A 23,616-nucleotide genomic window follows, 5' to 3' on the forward strand; every position below is an offset into this window, starting at 1 on the left:
ACTAAGCCTTTGGGCTCAGTGACATATGGTCTCATTCGCTTACTTCGCAGCCAAGCGCTGACGAACTGCTTCGAATAAACAGATGCCTGATGCAACCGACACATTCAAACTTGATACGCTACCTGCCATTGGGATTTTAATCAAATCATCGCAAGTTTCTCGCGTTAGGCGGCGCATGCCATCACCTTCTGCGCCCATGACAATTGCCAGAGGACCAGTCAGTTTTGCTTGGTAAATGTCGTGTGTCGCTTCACCCGCCGTACCCACGAACCAGATGCCCTGCTCTTGCAGAGTACGCATTGTGCGCGCTAGGTTGGTTACACGAATCAAAGGCACCACTTCTGCAGCGCCACAGGCTACTTTGCTTACTGTCGCATTCATTGGTGCTGATCGATCTTTAGGAACGATAATCGCAGCAACACCAGCAGCATCGGCGTTACGTAAACAGGCACCAAGGTTGTGAGGGTCAGTCACACCATCCAACACCAATAGCAACGGTGTCTCATGCTGCGCTAAGATGTCGTCGATGTCGTTTTCGTTTAGCTGTTTTGCTGGTTTTACGCGCGCGATGATGCCTTGGTGGTTTGCACCATGTGCTTTGTCATCCAAGGTTTTACGCGTCATTTGTTGGATAGAAACACCACACACCTGCAAATCGTTCAAGATTGGCATTAGGCGATCGTCTTGGCGTCCTTTTAGAACGTACGCTTCAATAAAACGTTCTGGTTCGCGTTCCAATACCGCTTTCACGGCATGAATGCCGTAAATAAATTCGTTACTCATTACTTAACCTGTTTCTGTGCTTCGCTCACCGCCAATCTGCGGTAACAGATTGGCGCTTCAGCCTACTGCGCGTCTTGCTTAGTGCGCTTGGTTTTCTTTGGCTTACTGTGTGGCTTTTTCTTGTGGGCTTTCTTCACCTTTGGCTTCTTTGCGCTGTCGTCATCCCCACGTTTTGGCCCTTTGCGTTTACGGCCAGAATCCGTTTGTTCTGGGCGCTTAGTTGGCTCAATAGCAGGAACAGCGCGCGCTGTAGCACCTTCTTTTGATGAAGAACGTGTCGCCGCACGTTTTTTCTCTTTGGCTTTGCGTTTCGCTTCCGCAGCTCGTTTCTTAGCTGTCTTACCTTCGCCGCGTAGCTTACGACTTGTTTCGACCAATTCAAAGTCAATTTGCTTGTCATCTAGGTTAACAGCCAGCACTTTTACTTTGACCGCATCACCCAGACGATAGATGTTACCGAAGCTTTCACCGATAAGTCTTTGACCAATAGGATCAAACTGGTAGTAGTCGTTCGCAAGCGTTGAAATATGCACCAAACCATCGATATGCAGATCGGTCAAGCGCACGAAGAAGCCAAAACTGGTGACGTTAGCAATCACGCCTTCCAGCTCATCGCCGACGTGATCTTGCATGTATTCACACTTCAACCAATCCGCAACTTCACGCGTTGCATCATCAGCGCGGCGCTCTGTCATTGAACATTGTTCGCCGTAGAAGTCCATGTCATCGAATGAGTAATGGTAACCACCCGTTGGCGTCCAACGGTCTTGGTTGCGGCCTTCTTCTTTAGCGATCAAGTACTTGATAGCACGGTGCAGCAACAAGTCAGGGTAACGACGAATTGGTGACGTAAAGTGAGCGTAACGCTTAAGCGCCAAACCGAAGTGGCCTGCGTTGTCCGCGTTGTACACCGCTTGCTTCATGGAGCGCAGCAGCATGGTTTGGATCAGCTCTTGGTCTTGACGACCTGCAATTTGACGCGCGAGATCGGCGTAATCTGTCGGAGAAGGCTCTAAACCACCTTTCAACTCTAAACCTAGCTCACTAAGGAAATCGCGGAAGCCTTGCAAGCGCAGCTCACCCGGAGATTCGTGAATACGATACAGTGCAGGCTCTTTGGCTTTTTCTACCAATGATGCCGAGGCAATGTTAGCTAAGATCATACATTCTTCGATGATCTTATGCGCATCATTACGAATCACTGGCTCAATGCTTTCAATCTTGCGCTCAGCATTAAAAATGAATTTGGTTTCGACGGTCTCAAACTCAATCGCACCACGTTGATCACGCGCTTCTTTCAACACTTTGTACATCGCGTGCAACTCTTCAAGATGCGACACGAGTGGCTGGTAGCGTTCACGCAATTCTTCATCACCTTCAAGAATCGCGCTCACTTTGCTGTATGTGAGACGAGCGTGGGAATTCATTACCGCTTCGTAGTGCTTGTAGCTTGAGAGCTTACCGCTTTCAGAAATGGTCATCTCACACACCATACACAAGCGATCCACTTGCGGGTTAAGCGAACACAAACCGTTTGAAAGCACTTCAGGCAACATTGGGACAACTTGCGATGGGAAGTACACAGAGTTACCACGGTTGATGGCTTCTTTGTCTAACGCTGAATCTGGGCGCACGTAGTAGCTTACGTCTGCGATTGCGACCCAAAGACGCCAACCACCATCTTTTTTCTTCTCACAGAAAACGGCGTCATCGAAGTCTCGCGCATCTTCACCGTCAATGGTAACGAGCGGCAATTCACGCAAGTCAACACGGCCAACTTTCGCTTCTTCTGGCACTTCTTCGCCCAAGTTTACGATTTGTTTTTCGACCGCTTCTGGCCACTCATAAGGGATTTGATGGGTGCGAATTGCGATTTGTGTTTCCATACCTGGCGCCATATTTTCGCCAAGAACTTCAACCACTTTACCCATCATGCCACGCGAGCGAGAACCACGATCGGTAATTTCAATCACCACGACGTTACCCATACGAGCGCCAGCTTTGTGCTCGTTCGGGATCAGAATATCTTGGCTGATGCGCGAATCATCCGGCACAACATATGAGTAGCCGTACTCAAGGAAGAAGCGACCAACAATCTGGCTATTGCGCTCTTCAAGTACGCGAACTAAGCGACCTTCACGACGACCACGCTTGCTGTTGTCTGTTGGTTGTACCAGCACGAAATCACCATGAATGATGTTCTTCATTTGGTGATGTGGCAGCAAAATATCATCGTCCTTGCCGACGCTGCCTTCTGGACGTACCCAACCGTGACCATCTTTGTGGCCAATCACGTAACCTTTCACCATTTCAAGTTTTTCAGGCAATGCGTAGCACTGACGGCGGGTAAACACCAGTTGACCATCTCGTTCCATGGCACGTAAACGGCGGCGCAACCCTTCGTATTGCTCTTCGCCTGCTAACTTTAAAGCTTCAAACAAGTCATTGCGATTCATTGGTACGCCCGCTTGTTCAAGGAACTCGAGGATGAACTCTCGGCTTGGAATTGGATTTTCGTAATTTTGGGATTCACGATCTGCGAATGGATCGTTTGGAATATTGTCTGACATAGGCACGCCTATCTAGCAAGGAAGGTATAGAGCTAGTATATCTGAGTCTCTCGATAACCTACAGAATTGCTTTGAAAAAAGAATGATCGAGATCGACTCTGGAACTGCAAATAAACTAAGGGCGAGCAAGCAGGATCAAAAGCTCAGAGTTATCGCTCAGTAAGGATTCAATGGTGCACTCATCCAACTCGGCGAGGAAGGCTCTTTTTGCTTTGGCAAGCTTATCTTTGAGGCGACATGCGGGGGTAATGTGGCAAAACTCCACCCCACAATTGACCAAATCTAACGGCTCCAAATCTCGCACGACACCACCAACGGTGATCTCAGACGCTGGCTTCATCAAGCGAATACCACCGTTTTTACCGCGCACGGTATGCACGTAGCCTAGCTGCCCTAAACGGTTGATTACTTTGACCATATGATTACGAGACACACCAAACAAATCCGTCACTTCGGTGATATTGGTCAGCTCATCTTTTGGCAATGATGCTAAATAAATCAAGGTTCTCAGCGCGTAATCAGTAAAGCTCGTTAACTGCATGTTCTCTCCCAGAGTGCGACTTAATAGCTCAATGTCAGTGACGAAACAACCAACTTACGCTATCGACAAAAGTGTAAATCTTTTCTTGATCGAAAGATACATTTGAGATACAACTTTAAACATGCATTACAAATACAACTTAAAAATAGGAAGTTCTTATGCTCAGCAATCAAACCATTGAGATCGTGAAAGCGACCGCGCCACTAATCGCAGAAACAGGACCAAAACTGACCGCTCACTTCTATGACCGCATGTTTACTCACAACCCTGAGTTAAAAGACATTTTCAACATGAGCAACCAGCGTAATGGCGATCAGCGTGAAGCGCTATTCAATGCCATCTGTGCATACGCTGCTAACATTGAAAACTTGCCTGCTCTGCTTGGCGCAGTGGAGAAAATTGCGCATAAACACACCAGCTTTTTGATCACGAAAGATCAGTATCAAATCGTAGGTAAACATTTGATCGCTACGATTGATGAGTTATTCAATCCGGGCCAAGAAGTTTTAGACGCGTGGGCTGAAGCTTATGGCGTATTGGCTAATGTATTTATCCAGCGCGAAGAGCAAATCTATCAAGCGAATGCATCGCAAGAAGGTGGCTGGCGAGGGCTACGTGAGTTTGAGTTGGTCGGTAAACAATTGGAAAGTGAACACATTTGCAGTTTTGTTTTCAAACCGACGGATGGCAGTAAAGTGACGAAGTACAAGCCAGGGCAGTACCTCGGCATCTACATCAACAGCAATAAGTTTGAAAACCAAGAGATCCGTCAATACAGCCTATCTTCTTCGGTTCAAGAGAACACTTACCGCATCTCCGTAAAACGTGAACAAGGCGGTAAAGTATCCAACTATCTGCACGATGAGCTAAACATCGGCGATAAAGTAAAACTCGCAGCGCCAGCGGGGGATTTCTTTATGGATGTAGACACCAATACACCAGTGGTGCTGATTTCTGCAGGTGTCGGCCTTACGCCAACACTGTCAATGCTAGAAAGCTTGACGGAACATCACGCGCCAGTGACTTGGGTACATGCAACAGAAAACAGCAAACACCACGCCTTTAAAGAGCACGTAAACCAGCTAGTCACGGCGAAAGAAAACATGAACGCGCTCATTTGGTATAACCAACCAGCGGCAGAAGACAAGATAGGTGAAGACTTCCACTTTACCGGCTTTGTAAACCTGCATGAAATCGAAGCCGCACTCAAACAAGACAACGTACAAGTGTACTTCTGTGGTCCGGTGGGCTTTATGCAGCACGTCGCGAAACAGCTACAAGAACTTGGCGTCCCTCAAGAACAATTCCATTACGAGTGCTTTGGCCCACATAAGGTGGTTTAAGCGCGTTCACCTATCGGGAAAACAACAAAGCCCACGAAGTGTGGGCTTTGTTGTATGAAGTTACCGAGAATGTTCTGGAGATCTACCAGAACATGTCACGCCTTTTTGCGCGTGCAATGATGTTTTGTGGCATACGCTGTTCTAACCCACGCCTTAATACGGCAATGCGTTTGTGTTGACGCTGATCGGCGGTCACCGAGTTGTACAACCAGCGGTAAGCATCTTCATAGTCCAACGGACTACCGTAATCGCGTAGCAGCAATTCAGCCAGATGAATACGCGCGTTTAAATTACCCATAGAAGCGGCTTCACGCAAATACGGAATCGCACGCTCTTTGTCTTGTTGCACCAAAGTACCGCGCGAATAGTAACGCCCAATCTGCTCTAATGCCGCAGGTAAGCCTTGCTGCGCGGCATTTTCCATGTAGTAGAGCCCCAGCTCGACATCTTGCTCGACACATACGCCCCACGCCAACATGTCGCCATATAGGAACTCGTAAGCAGGCAAGTTAATTCGAGTCGCACGAGCTACGATATCTTCCACCAGCTGGCAGTTATCAGCGCGCACGCGTTGTAAATGCTTATTCTGCTCAATAAGCTTTATCAGTTCTGCTTCGGTGTAGATGGGAACTGGCGCGCCAACATCAGCAGCACTCGCTCGCACTGTTGTGGCAGACAGCATCAGTAACAGTGAAGCAGCCACTGTTCGTAACTTCATAAACGTACTCTTCAAGGTATCTGAGAAACCAAAGATCAGCCAAGGATCTCCTCTGCTTGATAAACTTATCGGCAATCAGCAGCTAAGCTTTAGACAATTTTTGCCTCTTCCTTAAGCTTAACGGCAATAACTTGCCATATGCAGATTATTTGTCGCTGTGGGTATTTTTATCTCAGATACAAAAAAGCCGACCTTGAGGTCGGCTTTTAAAATCTTTAACGAGTACTTATTAAGCTTCGAATGGGTGAACCTTAATGATAGTTTCGTTACGGTCTGGACCAGTTGAGATGATGTCTACTGGTACGCCCGTTAGCTCTTCGATACGTTTGATGTAGTTTAGAGCTGCTTGTGGTAGAGCATCTAGTGACTTAGCACCAAATGTGTTCTCAGACCAACCTGGCATTGTTTCGTAGATTGGCGTCGCTTTTTCGAATGCTTCAGCAGCCATTGGCGAAACTTCTAGTACAGAGCCATCTTCCATCTTGTAGCCAGTACAGATTTTTAGCTCTTCTAGACCATCTAGTACGTCTAGCTTAGTTAGGCAGAAACCAGATACAGAGTTGATTTGGATTGCACGACGCATAGCTACAGCATCGAACCAACCAGTACGGCGTAGACGACCAGTGGTTGCGCCGAACTCGTGACCTACAGTACCTAGGTGCTTACCTACTGGGTCTTGCTTCTCTAGACCATCGTACAATTCTGTTGGGAATGGACCAGCACCAACACGAGTACAGTATGCTTTCGCAATACCTAGAATGTAACCGATGTGACGAGGACCGAAACCAGAACCTGCAGCAACACCACCAGCAGTCGTGTTAGAAGAAGTTACGTATGGGTAAGTACCGTGGTCGATATCAAGTAGTGTACCTTGCGCACCTTCGAACATGATCTTGTCGCCGCGCTTGCGTGCTGCGTCTAGTTCGTCAGTTACGTCGATAACCATTGAAGTTAGTAGCTCTGCGTAGCCTTTTGCTTCTTCAAGCACTGCTTCGTAGCTTACTGGCTCAGCTTTGTAGAAATTAACTAGTTGGAAGTTGTGGTATTCCATAACTTCTTTAAGTTTCTCTGCGAAAGCTTCCATATCGAATAGGTCGCCAACGCGTAGACCGCGACGAGCAACTTTATCTTCGTATGCAGGACCGATACCACGGCCAGTTGTACCGATAGCTTTTTTACCGCGAGCGATTTCGCGAGCTTGGTCCATTGCAACGTGGTAAGGAAGAATTAGAGGACATGCTTCAGAAATGAAAAGACGTTCGCGTACTGGAATACCACGCTCTTCAAGAGGTTTCATTTCTTTAAGTAGAGCTTCAGGTGATAGTACAACACCGTTACCGATAACACATTTTACGTTATCGCGAAGGATACCTGATGGAATTAAGTGAAGAACGGTTTTTTCACCGTCAATTACAAGAGTGTGACCTGCGTTGTGACCGCCTTGGTAGCGCACCACGTATTTTGCATCTTCAGTTAAAAGGTCTACAATTTTACCTTTACCTTCGTCACCCCATTGGGTGCCTAGAACGACTACGTTATTTCCCATCTTTCCAAGTCTGATTGCTAGTTAAAAATGGATTCTAGCACCGAATCGCAATTCTTGCAGTCATTTTTTGTTCACAGAGTTGATACCAGAAAGTAATCTCATCAACGCTGTACATTTCGAAATCAATACATCACTGATAATATTTACTTTTCTAAACTCGACTGGAAATCTTTATGTCTGACTCTATTTGGCTAGCGATTGGACTTGTTTTAATTGTCGAAGGCATAGGCCCTTTGATCGCGCCAAACGGCTGGCGAAACATGGTGGCACAGCTGAGTGAACAACCGGACAACCAGCTACGGCGCATTGGTGGCTGCCTAGTGGTGGCGGGAGCCGTCATCGCATTTATGATGAGCTAATGTTTGGTGGCATACCGATGGTACAACCGATACAAAAAAGGCTCCTTACGGAGCCTTTTTAGATTTCAGATGGTTCGCTTATTCAGCTTTCGCACCTTTCGCATTATTCATGTACTGGAAGAAGTCGCTCTTCGGATCCAGAACAAGAATGTCGTTCTTAGAGCTGAATGATTTTTCGTATGCTCTTAGAGAACGTAGGAAGCTGAAGAACTCAGGATCTTTGTTGTATGCATTCGCATAGATCTTCGCCGCTTCTGCATCCGCTTCACCGCGTGTAACACGAGCGGTTTTATCCGCTTCTGCAAGAATGGTTGCTACTTCAAGTTCCGCTTGTGCACGAATGATTTCTGCTTTCTCACGACCTTGAGAACGGTGCTTACGAGCTACCGACTCACGCTCAGCGCGCATACGACGGTAAATCGACTCACTGATCTCATCAGGAAGGTTGATTTTCTTCATACGGAAATCGACAACGCGAACACCCAAGTCTTTCATTGCACTTTCACGAGTATCTCGCAGTACATCCGACATGATTAGGTCACGTTCACCATCAATTTCTAACGCTTCACGTGCCGCTTCTGTGTTCACTTCATCACTGCTTGCGTCTTCTGGTAGCACGTCATCATTACGTGGACCTGAAACGATTTGCTTGATTTCACGAGCACCAATCTCAGAACGAAGCACGTCTGTGACTTTACGCTCAAGAAGTGCTTCAGCTGTCAGAGAGTTACCACCGCCTGTTGCTAGGTAGTAACGGCCGAAGTCTTCAATACGCCATTTCACGTACGAATCGATGATAACGTCTTTTTTCTCTGACGTTACGAAACGGTCAGCACGTCCATCCATCGTTTGAATACGAGCATCTAACTGCTTCACGCGATCAAACAGTGGCATTTTGAAATGCAGACCCGGCTCATAAATTCGAGTGATGTCGTTGTTGTCTTTAAGAACACGACCAAATCGAACCACAATACCGCGCTCACCTTCAGGAATCACAAACAGAGACATCAGCATCAATGCTAGTGCGATTACCAGTACAGGGATCATTAACTTACGCATTCTTAGTATCTCCCTTGACGTGTACCTGTTGAACGAGACTGCGTGTTCGATGTTTCTTCTTGTGTACGCTCAGACTCTAGTTGAATGTGATCGTAGGTTGAAGAAGATTTCGATTTACGTTTAGTGTCTGTTTGGCCTTCTTGACCTGCCAATTTATCGATTGGTAGGTACAAAAGGTTGCCGCTTGACTCAGAGTCAATCAACACTTTAGATGTGTTGGTGTAAACCTCTTCCATCGCGTCAATGTACAGACGGTCACGTGTTACGCCAGGAGCCGCTTGGTATTCAGGTAGTAGTTTTTCAAACTGTGCTACTTGACCCAATGCTTCGTTAGTTACACGCTCATTGTAACCTTGAGCTTCTTTCTTCAAACGTTCAGCTCGGCCCGTTGCCTTCGGCAAGATTTCGTTCTTGTAAGCTTCTGCTTCACGGATGAAACGCTCTTCATCCTCACGCGCAGCAATCGCGTCATCAAACGCATCTTTTACTTGCTCTGGCGGACGTGCAGACTGGAAGTTCACGTCAACAATCACCAGACCCATATCATAGCTATCGATGATTTGGTTTAGTGTTTCTTGAGTGCTTTGACGAATTTGCTGACGACCACTGGTTAGAATGCTATCCATCAGTGAATCACCAATTACTGCACGTAGCGCAGAGTCTGTTGCTTGACGCAAGCTATCATCTGCATTGGTCACGCGGTATAGGTATTTGTATGGGTCAGCAACTCGGTATTGAACGTCCATTGCAACCGTTACTACGTTTTCATCTTTCGTCAGCATTAGACCAGATGCACGTAGTGAGCGAATCGCTTGTACGTTAACCGCTTCGTATTCATCAATAAAACGAGGACGCCAGTTAAGGCCTGGGTCTACGATACGATCGTATTTACCTAAACGCAGTACAACACCACGCTCTGCTTCACCGATGGTGTAAAAACCAGCGAAAATCCACACCGCAATTGCAATGATCGCAATGACACCAAAGCCAATTGCACCACCGCCACCGCCGATAGAAGAACCACCGCCGCCTTTTTTACCAAACTTGCCACCCAGCTTTTGACTCAGTTTGTTGAACACTTCATCTAAATCTGGCGGACCTTGATCTCGGCCACCAGGACGCTGGCCACCACGATTATTATTACCCCAAGGGTCATTATCGCGGCCATTGTTGCCGTTGTTATTTCCAGGCTCATTCCACGCCATTAGAAAGCTCCATCATTTGATATGACGTTATACTGTAGCAGTCCTTTAAGTGACTATAAAGTCAGTCAAAACTGCCCCTTCTCTTTTTTCAAGTCTAGACCAATCTACTTGCTGCATTCGAATATCGATCAACAAGTTACCATCCTGGTCGTATTCCTCACGTTGAATACACTTCATTTGGAAGAATGTACTACGGAATCTTCCTTGATACTGTGGAGGAATTCGCAACTGATGCTCGACCATTTGCGACGCCAGACGTTCCGTCAGCGCGTCAAACAGGAGCTCAATGCCCAATCCTTCCATTGCAGATACCCAGACCGCACGAGGAACCCCTTCCTCATCACGCTCTATACGTGGTGTCTGCGACTCTAGATTGTCGATTTTGTTCATGACGACAAGCGTCGGCACTTCGTGCGCGTCGATCTCTTCTAATACTTCATGAACAGCTTGAATATTCTCACGAAAACGCTCATCACTGGCATCAACAACATGTAACAAAATGTCAGCTTCTTGCGTTTCCTGCAAGGTCGCTTTGAAGGCAGCAACCAAGTCGTGAGGCAAATGTCGAATAAAACCAACCGTATCTGCCAGTATGGCTGGGCCAACATCCGCTAATTCCATCTTACGTAGTGTAGGATCCAAAGTAGCAAACAATTGGTCAGCGGCATACACGCCAGCTTCGGTTATTCGGTTGAAGAGTGTCGACTTACCCGCGTTGGTGTAACCCACGAGAGAAATTGTTGGGATTTCAGCTCGATTTCGGGCACGGCGTCCTTGTTCACGCTGCTTGGCTACCTTTTCTAGGCGGCGCAGGATGGCTTTGATTCGTTCACGCAATAAACGACGGTCGGTTTCCAGCTGGGTTTCACCCGGGCCACGTAAACCGATCCCCCCTTTCTGCCTTTCAAGGTGCGTCCAACCACGAATTAAACGAGTAGAAATGTGTCGAAGTTGGGCCAGCTCGACCTGTAGCTTACCTTCGTGTGTTCGTGCTCGTTGAGCAAAGATATCGAGGATGAGACCAGTGCGGTCGAGAACTCGACATTTGCACAGTGCTTCGAGGTTACGTTCTTGGGCAGGAGAGAGGGAGTGATTAAAAATCACAATTTCAGCACCAGTCAACTGTACCGTAGTAGCAATTTCTTGGGCCTTACCCTCTCCGACATAGTATTTCGGGTGTGGGGATTGACGACTACCAGTTACAACTTGCAGCGTCTCAACCCCAGCGGAAGAAACCAGCATCTCGAACTCAGCCAGATCTTCCCATTCACCTTCTTGCGTGAAGTTGATATGAACAAGTACGGCTCGCTCACCGGATTCATAACGGTCAAACAAGCAATCAACTCCTTATTTTAAAAATACTCGATGAAGAATTAATCTTCTGATTTCTCTTGTGGACGGTCGCCTTGAGGACGATCACCGCTGTGGTGGCTCACTGGACGAGCCGGCACAACTGTAGAAATCGCGTGCTTGTACACCATTTGGTTTACAGTATTTTTCAGCAGGATCACGAATTGATCGAATGATTCGATCTGACCTTGTAGTTTGATACCGTTCACAAGGTAGATAGACACTGGAATACGCTCACGACGTAGCGCGTTTAGAAATGGGTCTTGTAGAGATTGCCCCTTAGCCATTTTATTTTCCTTATTTAATTTGTAGTTGTAATTATTTAGCTAGTGGTGCAATGCAAAAAGTACTGCTTTTGCATCTGAGCTAAACGAATCAAAAATGCACTCTAAGTAATTAGCAGCATAGTATAAAAACTGCCAACAACAGATCCTTTGAGAGTGCGTTCACGCAAAAACGATCACATTATACACAGCTATCTCAATCAGATGCTATTGCTTCTGACATGGTTTCGAGTGCCTGCTCAATGTTATCGCTATCCAACCAAGTTAAGTCATCCCAGCTGCGTAACCAGGTGATTTGACGCTTGGCCAATTGACGAGTCGCACATACGCCACGAAATACTGCTTCATCACGTGTGCACTCCCCATCTAAATACTCCCACATCTGTCGGTAACCAACGCAACGAATAGAAGGAAGATCCGGATGAAGATCTTTGCGCGCATACAACGCTTTCATTTCATCTTCAAAACCCGCTTCCATCATTTTGTCGAAACGCAGTTCAATGCGACGGTGAAGTTCTGCCCTATCCTTGGGAGCTATTGCAAACTGTTTAACTCGGTACGGCAGGCTTTCACCTTTAGTTTGAGTCAACTCAGTAAGAGTTTTACCTGAAATACGATACACTTCCAACGCCCTAGATAAACGCTGGGGATCATTTGGATGTATTCTCGCAGCTGATACAGGATCAATTTCTTTCAGTTCATCGTGCAACACTGACCAACCTTTAGTCAATGCTTCTTGTTCAATTTGCTGACGAATTTCAGGATTTGCAGCAGGAAGAGGTGATAAGCCTTCAAGTAATGCCTTGTAATACAGCATTGTACCACCCACTAGGAGCGGAATTTTTCCTTCTGCAACAATATCATCCATCGCTTGCAAAGCATCGCGGCGAAAGTCCGCCGCCGAATAAGATTCGCTAGGATCTAGGATATCAATTAAGCGGTGCGGCGCTAAACTCAACTCTCTTTCGTCAGGTTTTGCCGTACCGATATCCATTCCTTTGTAGATCAATGCAGAATCCACACTGATGATCTCAACCGGAAACTTTTGTCGCAAGCGAATCGCTAGCTCGGTTTTACCTGATGCAGTTGGCCCCATCAAGAAAAGAGCCAAAGGTAGTTTGTCTGTCATGGTTTTAATTTGGCTATCGTGGCAGAGAAATCAACAGCAGATACGAATGTTTTATCGTCTAGTGGCAATTGACCATGCCTTAACTGTTCAAGTTCCGCAATAATTTGAATGGCTTCAGAGAGAGTATAGTGACTCTTGACCGTTGTGACCTGCACAGCAAGCCAATCGATCAGCGCAGGAAGCATCTGAGTTGACGCCTTTTCTCCCTTCATCCACGTTTGCGCGTAAGATAACAGATCTGGCACTAAATTTTGTAAGTTTTGTTGGCGTAATGGTGCGGGCACGCCCATGACCATTAGCGCTTTATCATTTCTGGCTTTTAATTGGATACCCAACTGAGCAAAGTCTTGTTGATAATCTTGTGCCAACTTCACTAAGTCAGTGTCCAACTTCATCGACAACGGTACTAATAAAGGCTGCGCTTTTAACGCTCCTTCACTTGGCGTCAACTGACCTTTGGTGCGATAGAATTCAGCTCGAGGTAATGAAACTAATGCTACGCCACTGTCGCTGCTCATCAGAACAAATTGTTCATCCACTACGGCCAACGCTTTCCCCAACGCTGTAACTTGAGGCAAACTCACTTCTCGAACGGACTCTATCGATGTCGGTTGCTCAGCTTGTTGAGATTCGAAGTCGGGTGTTTTTAGCAGTTCATGGTAAGCGTGGACTTCTCGCTTGCTTGGTGCAGGTTCAGCATGACGCTCTTTACCTACATTTGGTTTAGGCGCAGGTTTGGACTCAATCCAATCCGTTCGCTTAAAGGAATCTGCAATGCGCGCTTCACGCACAGATGAATCACTCGGCGCACGATCGCGTGGCTTTATCTCATAATTAGTACGTCCAGGGTACGTAGGCGTTTTATCAATCGCTTGATACACACGCTCCGGGACAGTGGTACTCACTGGTTGTGGCGAGTATTGAGGCGTCGTTTTCGGTTGGCTTTCTCGCTCTTCAGGCTCTGCTCGATGGAACGCGGACTCATTGACTTGCGGCTTATCAATCACAGAGCTTTGTGCCAGTGCATCAGCCAAAGCTTGATAGATAAAGTCATGTACCAATCTTGCTTGATGGAAACGCACTTCATGCTTCGCCGGATGAACGTTCACGTCCACCTGATGCGGATCTAGCTCGATGAACAACACATAAGCGGCAAATTGATCCGGCTTTAAGCTCATTTCGTAACTTTGACGAATCGCATGATTGATCAGTTTGTCCCGCATCATGCGGCCATTCACGTAACAATACTGCAAATCGCTTTGCTGACGAGCCCCATCCGGGGTGGTGATCCAACCATGCAACTTGAGACCTTGATGCTCAAGCTCAATACGAAGCATATTACGCACAAATGCATTACCACACACCGCCGCTATACGCTTTTCGGTTTGCAGTTGATTCTTAGCCGCACGGTACTGGCGGATCACTTTGCCGTTATGACGAACGTTGATCGAGACATCAAAGCGGCTCAGTGCAATGCGTTTTAACAGCTCGTCAATGTGAGCAAATTCCGTTTTTTCGGTACGCAGAAACTTACGGCGTGCAGGTGTATTGAAAAACAAATCCAGCACTTCAACCGTGGTACCAATGGGATGGGCAGCAGGCTGCAATTTGACCTGCATATCACGCCCTTCCGAATATGCACTCCACGCTTCTTCTTGCGCAGCTGGGCGAGAGGTTAATGTAAGACGAGAAACGGAACTGATACTCGCCAATGCCTCTCCACGAAAGCCCAAGCTCATGATCGCTTCTAAATCATCTAAGGTATGGATTTTAGACGTTGCATGACGACTGAGTGCCAGCCCGAGCTCATCTTTCGCAATCCCTTTTCCGTTGTCACGAACACGAATAAGCTTGGCACCGCCTTTTTCGATATCGATATCGATTCGGGTTGCGCCAGAGTCGAGGCTATTTTCCACCAACTCTTTGATGACAGAGGCAGGTCTTTCGACCACTTCCCCTGCCGCAATTTGGTTGGCGAGCCTAGCTGGCAAAATTTTTATCGTCATAATGAGTTAGAAGCTCACTTACTTATTTGTTTGGAATGATCAAGACTTGCCCAACAGCAAGCTCGTCCGAGCGCAAGTTGTTTGCTTGGCGAATACTCGCAACGCTCACGCCATATTTGGACGCAATCTTACCAAGGTATTCCCCTCGTGCCACTTTGTGCTTGCGGATCGGCTTATCTTTCACTGCTACGGTGATCTTAAGTTTTTGACCGACCCATAATGTATCGGATTTTAAGTTATTCTCACGACGAATATCCGACAGCTTCACTTTGTAGTGGCTTGCGATCTTACCCAAGAACTCACCCGATTTAACGGTATGAGTAATCGTTTCAGTCTCTACTGTAATAGGCTTGCTTGGCACTTGGATTTTGCCAGCTGACGGAATACGCAGTTTTTGTCCAACCGCTAAGCTGGTCGATTTCAACTTGTTCTCGGCCATCAACGCTTTCGAGTTAGTACCGTATTTATTCGCAATCACAGACAGCGACTCACCACGCTTAACAATGTGCACCATTGGTTTAGAGGAAGGTGAGAACACCGTGCCTTCAGGTGGGTTATCTTTTAGATATTTAACCACCGCTTTAGAGATAGCCTGCGCTAACTTATCTTGGTGCGCGCGTTGGAACAGCAGTTTCTCTTCTGTTGGGTTAGAGATAAATCCAGTCTCTACAAGGACCGATGGAATTTGTGGCGAACGCAATACTGCCAGACTAGTGTTGATTGGCTTGGTGTTGTGTAGATGCGCGACGCGTCCCATTTCACCCAAAATTTCGGTCGCCAACTTATAGCCTTCTTTTTGCGAATGGCTGAACTGGAGATCGAGCAAAGTTTGGTTCACGTTGCGGTCTTTCGTGTTCGTGACAAATGCATTGCCAGAACCACCGAGCAACTCGGACTGTTTCTCGTGGTTCTCAACCCAACGAGCAATCTCAGTGTTTGCGCGACGCGTATTCAATACGAATACCGATCCCCCACGAGGTTGTGGTGATGTGAACGCATCCGCGTGAACTGAGATTAACAGGTGCGCGTCATTTTCGCGGGCAAATGCAACACGACGGTTTAAGTTAACAAAGTAGTCACCGGTACGCGTCATGCGCGTTTTGATTCCCGGCGTCGCATCAAGTTGCGCTGCAAGCTTACGAGAAATGCTCAGTACCGCGTCTTTTTCATACTTGCGACGAGATGGACCAATTGAGCCAGGGTCTTCACCACCATGACCAGGATCGATCACGATCAATACTTCTTGAGCACGCTGTACGGTACTCATGTCTTTGCTGGTTGTCGCCGGTTTGCTTGGTTTCGCTGCTGTTGTCGCGGTTTTCTTACCGTGTGGCAGGTCAATCACCAAACGATGCCCATATTGGCCGCCCGGCGTTGGACTGAGTTTGAATAACTCTGCCTGAACGTTTTTCTTTAATTCAAAAACAAGGCGATAGGAGCCTTTCTCTGGAGGCGAGCTTTTACGCACCAATTTAAGCACTGGGCTATCAGAAACGGTCACTGGCAATTTAGCTTGCATGGTGGTGTCTTTCATATCCACCACAAGACGGTCCGGCCCTGACAGAGAAAAATAGGAATAGTCAGCTTCCGAGCCTAAATCGATGACAACACGAGTCTCATCTGGGGAAGGCCACACTCGGAAACTTTTAACGACGTTAGCAAATGCTACATTGGGGATGATAAGGAGAAAAGTGGCGACAAACGTCGCCACTGCTCTAAAATTTGAAAGACTCAACATAGCTCCAATCGACTGAGTAACTGCACACCGTAATCATTATTCGCCGTTATCTCAGCGACGCGTTGCTCACCTTGATAACGAATTTCTACATCTAAATCTGGTTGTGGCAGCAATCCTTGCCCTTTTTCAGGCCATTCAACCAAGCAGATCGCATCATCTGTGAAGTAATCTCGGATCCCCATGAATTCCAATTCTTCAGGATCTGCCAATCGGTAAAGATCAAAGTGGTAAACCTGCCACTTATCTAATTGGTAAGGTTCGACAAGCGTATAAGTCGGACTTTTCACGTTTCCTTGATGCCCAAGAGCACGGACAAAACCACGACTGAAGGTTGTTTTACCTGCACCTAAATCACCATGCAGATAAATAGTGGTTTGTTGAGAACAAAGTTGAGCCAGCTCGGTGCCCAGTGCTACCGTTTCTTGCTCATCTTTTAAAGTAAATTGTTTCGTGCTCATTGATGCTTCTCTAACTAATGATCGTTGACTATATAAAAATCAAAAGAACAGGAATAGTAAACCGTGTTGGTTTTGAGAGACAAGCTTTCAAATGTCATATGTGCGAAAAAAGTAGCCAAAAACTGTAACTTATTTACCGAGTATTAACTTTGATCGAAAAGAGTTTAACTCACACTTATAAGAACGCCGTACATAGCAAAAGGTTCCGTGATACATGCATAATGATTTTGCTGATAAAAACGCGCCAACGGCCATTCAGCCTGAACTTTGAGAAACGAATTTCCGAGTACTAACCTCAACTTTACGGTAGCACCAATAGAATAGATCCGTTAAGATCCCGCCCCCCTTTATCTCGGTGATAAAACATGAACTACGAACAACTCGCACAACAGATCAAAGTTTGGGGAAAAGAGCTCGGCTTTCAAAAAGTGGGCATCTGCGACGTTGATCTTAGTGAACATGAAGCCGCACTACAAAAATGGCTAGATGCTGGCTATCACGGCTCAATGGATTGGATGGCTCGTCACGGAATGATGCGCGCCAGACCCAATGAGTTATTACCGGGAACCGTTCGCGTTATCAGCGTCCGGATGGACTACCTACCGCCAGAAGCGCAATTTGCTTCAAATCTCGCGAATAAAAATCACGCTTATATTAGCCGCTATGCGCTAGGGCGTGATTACCATAAGCTGGTCAGAAAGCAGCTCAACAAGTTGGGTAAGCTCATAGAAGAAGAAGTGGATAAGTTTGGTTATCGCCCTTTTGTCGACTCTGCGCCAATACTTGAGCGCCCTTTAGCCCAAAAGGCCGGATTGGGTTGGACAGGTAAACACTCACTTATCTTAGATAAAGAGTGTGGTTCTTGGTTCTTCCTTGGTGAACTGCTGATTGACCTACCTTTGCCAGTCGATACTCCAAGTGTCGACCAATGCGAAAAATGCCGAGCGTGTATTACGTCATGCCCGACTCAAGCCATTGTAGAAGATAAAGTTGTCGATGCGAGACGCTGTATCTCTTATCTCACGATAGAGTTTGATGGTGTCATCCCTGAGGAACTCCGCAAACCGATGGGTAACCGCATCTACGGCTGTGATGACTGCCAACTCGTCTGCCCATGGAACCGCTATGCAGACGTAACCGAACAAGAAGATTTCCATCGCAGGGAAAGCTTTCACAATCCAGACTTAGTTGAATTATTCCAATGGGACGAGGCGACGTTCTTAAAAAATATGGAAGGTTCTGCTATCCGTCGTATCGGTCACGAACAATGGCTACGTAATATATCTGTCGCACTTGGTAATGCAGAATACAGCCAACGGGTGATAGACGCACTTAATGCGCGACTTGGTGAAAGTAAATTACTGGATGAGCACATCGAATGGGCACTTACCCAGCAGCTCAACCATATCCCTTCTGTAGATGCAGAACCGATTGAGACGAAGAAAAAGCGTCTAATTAGAATTGTTGAGAAAGGCTTACCTAGGGATGCCTAGTGCGTAGCCTATATGCAAGAGATTGAAAACACTTTTTGCATGCTCAATACATGACCCTGTTCTCAATTCTGTAATGTGGAAAAAAATTCTAGATTTGATTAAAAATGGGTTGCAAAAAAAAGTTAAACACAACCTGAGTAAATGACTAGGATCAAAAAAAGACAAGGTTATGATCGTATTTTAACGTATTCGATCCGATGAAATAATACATTTAACCTTAAATAACAACAAGTTAAGACCAAATCACCAGCAACCAAGACTTCCTAAAAAAGAAAAGATCTTTCTTTACCCATCAAAATCCTCAAGCTAAAAACACTTTATCAACCAACTTATCCACAGAACGTTATATGTGGATAACTCTGTTAATTAACATAGGTAAAACGCTCCGAACATCATGAAATGATTACGCCAGCCGATTCATATCGTGTTTTAAACACAAACGAAACCGTCCGACATCATTTGATGCGGATTAAGATATGCTTTTAGGGGATTCATGCTTCGCAGCATTATGAAAAGAGCGATGGAATGGAGCGAAAGCCAAAGTGAACAGGGCGGCGCATCCGTGACGATCTGAGAGCTAGAAAATACCAACCACTCAAACTGTAAGTATCGTCTGAAATTGGTTGCGGGGGCCGGATTTGAACCGACGACCTTCGGGTTATGAGCCCGACGAGCTACCAAGCTGCTCCACCCCGCGTCCGTATTACGTCACCGTTAAGTACGATGAGAACTTTGCTTTTTCATTAGAGAAAGTGGAGCGACACACGAGGTTCGAACTCGTGACCTCAACCTTGGCAAGGTTGCGCTCTACCAACTGAGCTAGTGTCGCACATTCTCTTAAAAGAATTGGTTGCGGGAGCCGGATTTGAACCGACGACCTTCGGGTTATGAGCCCGACGAGCTACCAAGCTGCTCCATCCCGCGTCCATGTATTATCGCGTAGTGCAATAATATAAATTTGGAGCGACACACGAGGTTCGAACTCGTGACCTCAACCTTGGCAAGGTTGCGCTCTACCAACTGAGCTAGTGTCGCAATGTCACTGTTAAGCACAATGAGGGCTATGCAGTTCACTTTGAAGAAAGTGGAGCGACACACGAGGTTCGAACTCGTGACCTCAACCTTGGCAAGGTTGCGCTCTACCAACTGAGCTAGTGTCGCATGTCACTGTTAAGCACAATGAAGGCTTTACTTTCCACTTAAAGAAAAGTGGAGCGACACACGAGGTTCGAACTCGTGACCTCAACCTTGGCAAGGTTGCGCTCTACCAACTGAGCTAGTGTCGCATGTAATTGTTAAGCACAATGAAGGCTTTACTTTTCACTTAAAGAAAAGTGGAGCGACACACGAGGTTCGAACTCGTGACCTCAACCTTGGCAAGGTTGCGCTCTACCAACTGAGCTAGTGTCGCATATCAACAGCAAATGCTATTGATTGAATTTGGTTGCGGGGGCCGGATTTGAACCGACGACCTTCGGGTTATGAGCCCGACGAGCTACCAAGCTGCTCCACCCCGCGTCCGTATTTCATTGTTAAGCACAATGAGAGCTATACTGTCCACTTAGAAAGAAAGTGGAGCGACACACGAGGTTCGAACTCGTGACCTCAACCTTGGCAAGGTTGCGCTCTACCAACTGAGCTAGTGTCGCATATCAACAGCAAACGCTATTGATTGAATTTGGTTGCGGGGGCCGGATTTGAACCGACGACCTTCGGGTTATGAGCCCGACGAGCTACCAAGCTGCTCCACCCCGCGTCCGTATTTCATTGTTAAGCACAATGAGAGCTATCAAATTGGAGCGACACACGAGGTTCGAACTCGTGACCTCAACCTTGGCAAGGTTGCGCTCTACCAACTGAGCTAGTGTCGCATGTTCTCAAGAAGAGAATTGGTTGCGGGAGCCGGATTTGAACCGACGACCTTCGGGTTATGAGCCCGACGAGCTACCAAGCTGCTCCATCCCGCGTCCATGTATTATTGCTTAGTGCAATAATAAAAATGTGGAGCGACACACGAGGTTCGAACTCGTGACCTCAACCTTGGCAAGGTTGCGCTCTACCAACTGAGCTAGTGTCGCATCAACAACGTTTCCGCTGTTCAGGGCTGCGAATTATAAGAGCATTTTTTTGTGATGCAAGTCCTTCGTTCAAAAAAACTTTAATTTTTTACTGAACGACGAAAAAGCAAGCAAAACAATCAAGAATGACAACAATTTAGATCGCAGCCTTAACAGTTAGATCTTAAAGATCGTTTCGCGGTAGTACTTTAACTCCGCAATAGATTCACGGATGTCGTCCAACGCTAAATGTGTGCCCTGTTTAGAGAAACCGTCCAGCACCTCTGGCTTCCAACGACGAGTCAGCTCTTTTAGTGTGCTCACATCTAAGTAACGGTAGTGGAAGTATTCTTCCAGTTCAGGCATATGCTTGTACAAGAAACGGCGGTCCTGACCGATGCTGTTACCGCAGATTGGCGATACGCCTTTTGGTACCCATTTTTCTAAAAATTCGATGGTCTGTGCTACGGCATCTTGCTCAGAGATTTTGCTGTTCCGAACGCGCTCAACCAAACCGCTAGCCGTGTGCGTGTTGGTGCACCAATCGTCCATTTTGGCTAGCTCTTCTTCTGGCTGATGCACGGCAAGCACTGGCCCTTCAGCTAAAATATTCAGTTCGCTATCCGTGACGATAGAAGCAATTTCGATGATTTTGTGCGTTTCAGGATCAAGCCCTGTCATCTCTAAATCCACCCAAATTAGGTTTTGATCGCTAAAGGACATGGTTACGCCGCCTATTTGTTTATCGATAAAAGAGGTACTATACCTGAAAATACTTGAAACACGATACTCACGAACTTGAGCCGAGAACGAGCTCAATCGCTTGAGTTAACTCACTAAGTAAAACATTGTGGCAAAGAAGAAAAAGTTAACCAAAGGTCAGGTGCGCCGCGTACGCAGCAACCAACAAAAACGCCTAAAAAAGCAAGAAGAGTCCATCCAATGGGATGAGAACATGCTTGGCGCAAGCAAACAGGGTCTAGTGATTACTCGCTTTGGCCAGCACGCTGACATCGAAGATTTAGAAAGTGGCGAGGTTCAACGCTGTAACCTACGTCGTGGCATTGAGTCTCTGGTTTCCGGTGACCGAGTGCTCTGGCGTGAAGGTCTTGAATCAATGGCAGGCATCTCAGGTGTTGTTGAAGCCGTAGAGCCTCGTACATCGATGCTGACTCGCCCAGACTACTACGACGGCCTCAAACCAGTTGCGGCAAACATCGATCAGATGGTGATTGTCTCGTCTGTATTGCCTGAGCTATCACTGAACATTATCGACCGTTATTTAGTGGCCGCAGAGACACTCAACATCGCACCATTGTTGGTGCTCAACAAGGTTGATTTGCTTGAGGCAGATGACCGTGCAATGTACGAAGAGTGGCTCAAAGAATACGAGCGAATTGGTTATAAAGTGCTGTTCGTGAGTAAAAATTCTGGTGAAGGCATTAGTGATTTAGAAGTGCAGTTACGCGATCGTATCAACATCTTTGTTGGTCAATCTGGCGTAGGTAAATCGAGTTTGGTTAATGCATTAATGCCTGAACTAGAACAAGAAGTGGAAGAAGGCGCAATTTCTGAAAACTCTGGCTTAGGTCAACACACCACGACAGCAGCACGCCTTTACCATATTCCAACTGGCGGCGATCTTATTGACTCACCAGGGGTTCGCGAATTTGGTCTTTGGCACTTAGAGGCTGAAGAAGTCACCAAAGCGTTCGTTGAGTTCCGCCCATACCTTGGTGGCTGTAAATTCCGAGACTGTAAACACAACGACGACCCTGGCTGTATTCTGCGTGAAGCCGTTGAGAAAGGCGAAGTGAGTGAGGTTCGTTTTGAGAACTACCATCGCATTCTAGAAAGCATGATGGAGAACAAGGCAAACCGCCAATACTCACGCAACAAGAAGGCCGATCTGTAACCAGATTGTCTGAGCAACTGTGTAAGAATTCTTCACCGAATACTGACAAGCACATTAAAGTTCAGTAACATCACGCGCCCAAAGCGCGAATCTAACAGAACAGACAGAAGTATCGGAATTAAAGATGGACAAGATTAAAGTTGGACTGCAGTACTGGATCCCACAACATGGCCTAACTCGCCTAATGGGCAAACTGGCATCAGCCAAAGCTGGTAGTCTAACCACCGCGGTCATTCGCTGGTTTATCAAACAGTACAATGTGAATATGGACGAGGCAAAGCACTCTGATCCTAAGCATTTCAAAACGTTCAACGAGTTTTTTGTTCGTGAGCTCAAAGAAGGCGCACGCCCAATCACTGAAGGTGATGGGATCATTACGCACCCAGCAGATGCTTGTGTGAGCCAATTTGGCCCAATTGAAGATGGTCAACTGATTCAAGCAAAAGGCCACAACTACTCGGCGCAAGAACTGCTTGGTGGTGATGAGAAACTCGCAGAAGAATTCAAAGACGGTTCATTCGCAACGCTATACCTATCGCCTCGCGATTACCACCGTGTACACATGCCATGTGACGGCACATTGCGCCAAATGATTTACGTTCCTGGTGATCTGTTCTCAGTAAACCCTCTGACAGCAGAAAACGTACCGAACCTATTTGCACGTAACGAACGAGTGGTATGTATCTTCGATACCGAATTTGGCCCAATGGCACAAGTTCTGGTTGGTGCAACCATCGTAGGCAGTATCGAGCAAGTTTGGGCAGGCACCATCACGCCACCTCGTGGTAACACGGTCTACAAATGGGATTACCCAGCAGAAGGTGACAAAGCCGTTATCCTGAAAAAAGGCGAAGAAATGGGTCGCTTCAAACTGGGTTCGACTGTGATCAACCTGTTTGCGAAAGACGCGATTGAGTTTGACGTAAGCATGGAAAACGGCCAACCAACCGTAATGGGCACACCTTACGCCCTGAAAAAATAAGCGAAATTCAGTTAAAAGAGCCCTTTATCAAGGGCTCTTTTTTTATTGATGAAAAGCAAAATTCTGTTCGAAATTTAGAC

General features: G+C 46.7%; 19 protein-coding genes and 13 tRNA genes. 5 read left to right on the forward strand and 27 right to left on the reverse strand.

Annotation, left to right across the window (positions count from 1 at the left end; all coding sequences use genetic code 11):
• Nucleotides 1-39: 39 nt before the first annotated feature.
• The 3 genes from rlmB to nsrR form a co-directional block, all read right to left on the reverse strand.
• Complete coding sequence (rlmB, locus tag DYB02_RS15640; protein ID WP_005455666.1) at nt 40-783, reverse strand: 23S rRNA (guanosine(2251)-2'-O)-methyltransferase RlmB; 744 nt, start codon at nt 781-783, stop codon at nt 40-42.
• A 62-nt stretch (nt 784-845) separates the two neighbouring features.
• Nucleotides 846-3,353, reverse strand: coding sequence for a ribonuclease R (rnr, locus tag DYB02_RS15645; protein ID WP_015297413.1), 2,508 nt, complete (start codon nt 3,351-3,353; stop codon nt 846-848).
• Nucleotides 3,354-3,468: 115 nt separating this feature from the next.
• Entirely contained in the window at nt 3,469-3,894 is a 426-nt protein-coding gene (nsrR, locus tag DYB02_RS15650; protein WP_005496514.1) for a nitric oxide-sensing transcriptional repressor NsrR, read from the reverse strand.
• 158 nt (nt 3,895-4,052) lie between these two features.
• Between nsrR and hmpA the strand changes: the two genes are divergently transcribed.
• Nucleotides 4,053-5,237, forward strand: coding sequence for an NO-inducible flavohemoprotein (gene hmpA / locus DYB02_RS15655; protein WP_029806376.1), 1,185 nt, complete (start codon nt 4,053-4,055; stop codon nt 5,235-5,237).
• Nucleotides 5,238-5,319: 82 nt separating this feature from the next.
• Here the strand turns inward: hmpA and motX are convergent, their stop codons facing one another.
• Nucleotides 5,320-5,955 (reverse strand): flagellar protein MotX, encoded by a 636-nt coding sequence (motX, locus tag DYB02_RS15660; protein WP_005496512.1) that lies wholly within the window; start codon nt 5,953-5,955, stop codon nt 5,320-5,322.
• 229 nt (nt 5,956-6,184) lie between these two features.
• Nucleotides 6,185-7,501 (reverse strand): adenylosuccinate synthase, encoded by a 1,317-nt coding sequence (locus tag DYB02_RS15670; RefSeq protein WP_005460670.1) that lies wholly within the window; start codon nt 7,499-7,501, stop codon nt 6,185-6,187.
• Nucleotides 7,502-7,674: 173 nt separating this feature from the next.
• On the opposite strand from DYB02_RS15670, the gene DYB02_RS15675 reads away from it, so the two are divergent.
• Nucleotides 7,675-7,860 carry a DUF2065 domain-containing protein gene (locus DYB02_RS15675; protein ID WP_005480030.1) on the forward strand — a complete coding sequence of 62 codons (186 nt, stop codon included), beginning with the start codon at nt 7,675-7,677 and terminating at the stop codon, nt 7,858-7,860.
• Between the two features lie 78 nt (nt 7,861-7,938).
• On the opposite strand, the gene hflC is transcribed toward DYB02_RS15675, so the two are convergent.
• The 8 genes from hflC to tsaE form a co-directional block, all read right to left on the reverse strand.
• The gene (gene hflC, locus DYB02_RS15680; protein ID WP_005460668.1) at nt 7,939-8,919 is read right to left on the reverse strand and encodes a protease modulator HflC; all 981 of its coding nucleotides are present in this window, start codon (nt 8,917-8,919) and stop codon (nt 7,939-7,941) included.
• A 2-nt stretch (nt 8,920-8,921) separates the two neighbouring features.
• Nucleotides 8,922-10,124 carry an FtsH protease activity modulator HflK gene (hflK, locus tag DYB02_RS15685; RefSeq protein ID WP_005460667.1) on the reverse strand — a complete coding sequence of 401 codons (1,203 nt, stop codon included), beginning with the start codon at nt 10,122-10,124 and terminating at the stop codon, nt 8,922-8,924.
• 45 nt (nt 10,125-10,169) lie between these two features.
• Nucleotides 10,170-11,459 (reverse strand): ribosome rescue GTPase HflX, encoded by a 1,290-nt coding sequence (gene hflX / locus DYB02_RS15690; RefSeq protein ID WP_005496507.1) that lies wholly within the window; start codon nt 11,457-11,459, stop codon nt 10,170-10,172.
• 38 nt (nt 11,460-11,497) lie between these two features.
• On the reverse strand, nt 11,498-11,761 hold the full coding sequence (gene hfq / locus DYB02_RS15695) for an RNA chaperone Hfq (RefSeq protein ID WP_005438329.1): 264 nt from the start codon (nt 11,759-11,761) through the stop codon (nt 11,498-11,500).
• Between the two features lie 193 nt (nt 11,762-11,954).
• Nucleotides 11,955-12,887 carry a tRNA (adenosine(37)-N6)-dimethylallyltransferase MiaA gene (gene miaA, locus DYB02_RS15700; protein ID WP_005496505.1) on the reverse strand — a complete coding sequence of 311 codons (933 nt, stop codon included), beginning with the start codon at nt 12,885-12,887 and terminating at the stop codon, nt 11,955-11,957.
• Nucleotides 12,884-14,893 carry a DNA mismatch repair endonuclease MutL gene (gene mutL, locus DYB02_RS15705; protein ID WP_029853308.1) on the reverse strand — a complete coding sequence of 670 codons (2,010 nt, stop codon included), beginning with the start codon at nt 14,891-14,893 and terminating at the stop codon, nt 12,884-12,886. The genes miaA and mutL overlap by 4 nt, the downstream gene beginning before the upstream one ends.
• Nucleotides 14,894-14,915: 22 nt before the next feature.
• A complete protein-coding gene (locus tag DYB02_RS15710) occupies nt 14,916-16,631 on the reverse strand; it encodes an N-acetylmuramoyl-L-alanine amidase (protein WP_029846753.1) in 1,716 nt (571 codons plus the stop codon).
• A complete protein-coding gene (gene tsaE / locus DYB02_RS15715) occupies nt 16,625-17,089 on the reverse strand; it encodes a tRNA (adenosine(37)-N6)-threonylcarbamoyltransferase complex ATPase subunit type 1 TsaE (RefSeq protein WP_005457080.1) in 465 nt (154 codons plus the stop codon). The genes DYB02_RS15710 and tsaE overlap by 7 nt, the downstream gene beginning before the upstream one ends.
• Before the next feature lie 365 nt (nt 17,090-17,454).
• Here tsaE and queG point away from each other — a divergent pair, with 365 nt between their 5' ends.
• Entirely contained in the window at nt 17,455-18,582 is a 1,128-nt protein-coding gene (gene queG / locus DYB02_RS15720) for a tRNA epoxyqueuosine(34) reductase QueG (protein ID WP_029806882.1), read from the forward strand.
• Between the two features lie 620 nt (nt 18,583-19,202).
• On the opposite strand, the gene DYB02_RS15725 is transcribed toward queG, so the two are convergent.
• The 14 genes from DYB02_RS15725 to orn form a co-directional block, all read right to left on the reverse strand.
• Nucleotides 19,203-19,279: transfer RNA gene (locus DYB02_RS15725), tRNA-Met, on the reverse strand.
• Between the two features lie 56 nt (nt 19,280-19,335).
• Nucleotides 19,336-19,411: transfer RNA gene (locus DYB02_RS15730), tRNA-Gly, on the reverse strand.
• A gap of 18 nt (nt 19,412-19,429) precedes the next feature.
• Nucleotides 19,430-19,506, reverse strand: a tRNA-Met gene (locus tag DYB02_RS15735).
• A gap of 35 nt (nt 19,507-19,541) precedes the next feature.
• Nucleotides 19,542-19,617: transfer RNA gene (locus DYB02_RS15740), tRNA-Gly, on the reverse strand.
• Between the two features lie 50 nt (nt 19,618-19,667).
• A tRNA-Gly gene (locus DYB02_RS15745) sits at nt 19,668-19,743 on the reverse strand.
• A 49-nt stretch (nt 19,744-19,792) separates the two neighbouring features.
• Nucleotides 19,793-19,868, reverse strand: a tRNA-Gly gene (locus tag DYB02_RS15750).
• 49 nt (nt 19,869-19,917) lie between these two features.
• Nucleotides 19,918-19,993: transfer RNA gene (locus DYB02_RS15755), tRNA-Gly, on the reverse strand.
• A gap of 30 nt (nt 19,994-20,023) precedes the next feature.
• Nucleotides 20,024-20,100, reverse strand: a tRNA-Met gene (locus DYB02_RS15760).
• 55 nt (nt 20,101-20,155) lie between these two features.
• A tRNA-Gly gene (locus tag DYB02_RS15765) sits at nt 20,156-20,231 on the reverse strand.
• A 30-nt stretch (nt 20,232-20,261) separates the two neighbouring features.
• Nucleotides 20,262-20,338 (reverse strand) — tRNA-Met (locus tag DYB02_RS15770).
• Between the two features lie 39 nt (nt 20,339-20,377).
• A tRNA-Gly gene (locus DYB02_RS15775) sits at nt 20,378-20,453 on the reverse strand.
• Nucleotides 20,454-20,472: 19 nt separating this feature from the next.
• A tRNA-Met gene (locus tag DYB02_RS15780) sits at nt 20,473-20,549 on the reverse strand.
• 35 nt (nt 20,550-20,584) lie between these two features.
• Nucleotides 20,585-20,660, reverse strand: a tRNA-Gly gene (locus tag DYB02_RS15785).
• Between the two features lie 156 nt (nt 20,661-20,816).
• On the reverse strand, nt 20,817-21,362 hold the full coding sequence (orn, locus tag DYB02_RS15790; protein ID WP_005456987.1) for an oligoribonuclease: 546 nt from the start codon (nt 21,360-21,362) through the stop codon (nt 20,817-20,819).
• Between the two features lie 127 nt (nt 21,363-21,489).
• On the opposite strand from orn, the gene rsgA reads away from it, so the two are divergent.
• Both rsgA and asd read left to right on the forward strand, forming a co-directional pair.
• A complete protein-coding gene (gene rsgA, locus DYB02_RS15795) occupies nt 21,490-22,554 on the forward strand; it encodes a small ribosomal subunit biogenesis GTPase RsgA (protein ID WP_029806204.1) in 1,065 nt (354 codons plus the stop codon).
• Between the two features lie 124 nt (nt 22,555-22,678).
• Nucleotides 22,679-23,536 carry an archaetidylserine decarboxylase gene (asd, locus tag DYB02_RS15800; RefSeq protein WP_021484697.1) on the forward strand — a complete coding sequence of 286 codons (858 nt, stop codon included), beginning with the start codon at nt 22,679-22,681 and terminating at the stop codon, nt 23,534-23,536.
• The last annotated feature ends 80 nt before the right edge of the window (nt 23,537-23,616 follow it).

It is taken from the genome of Vibrio parahaemolyticus (assembly GCF_900460535.1).
GTDB classification, from domain to species: domain Bacteria; phylum Pseudomonadota; class Gammaproteobacteria; order Enterobacterales; family Vibrionaceae; genus Vibrio; species Vibrio parahaemolyticus.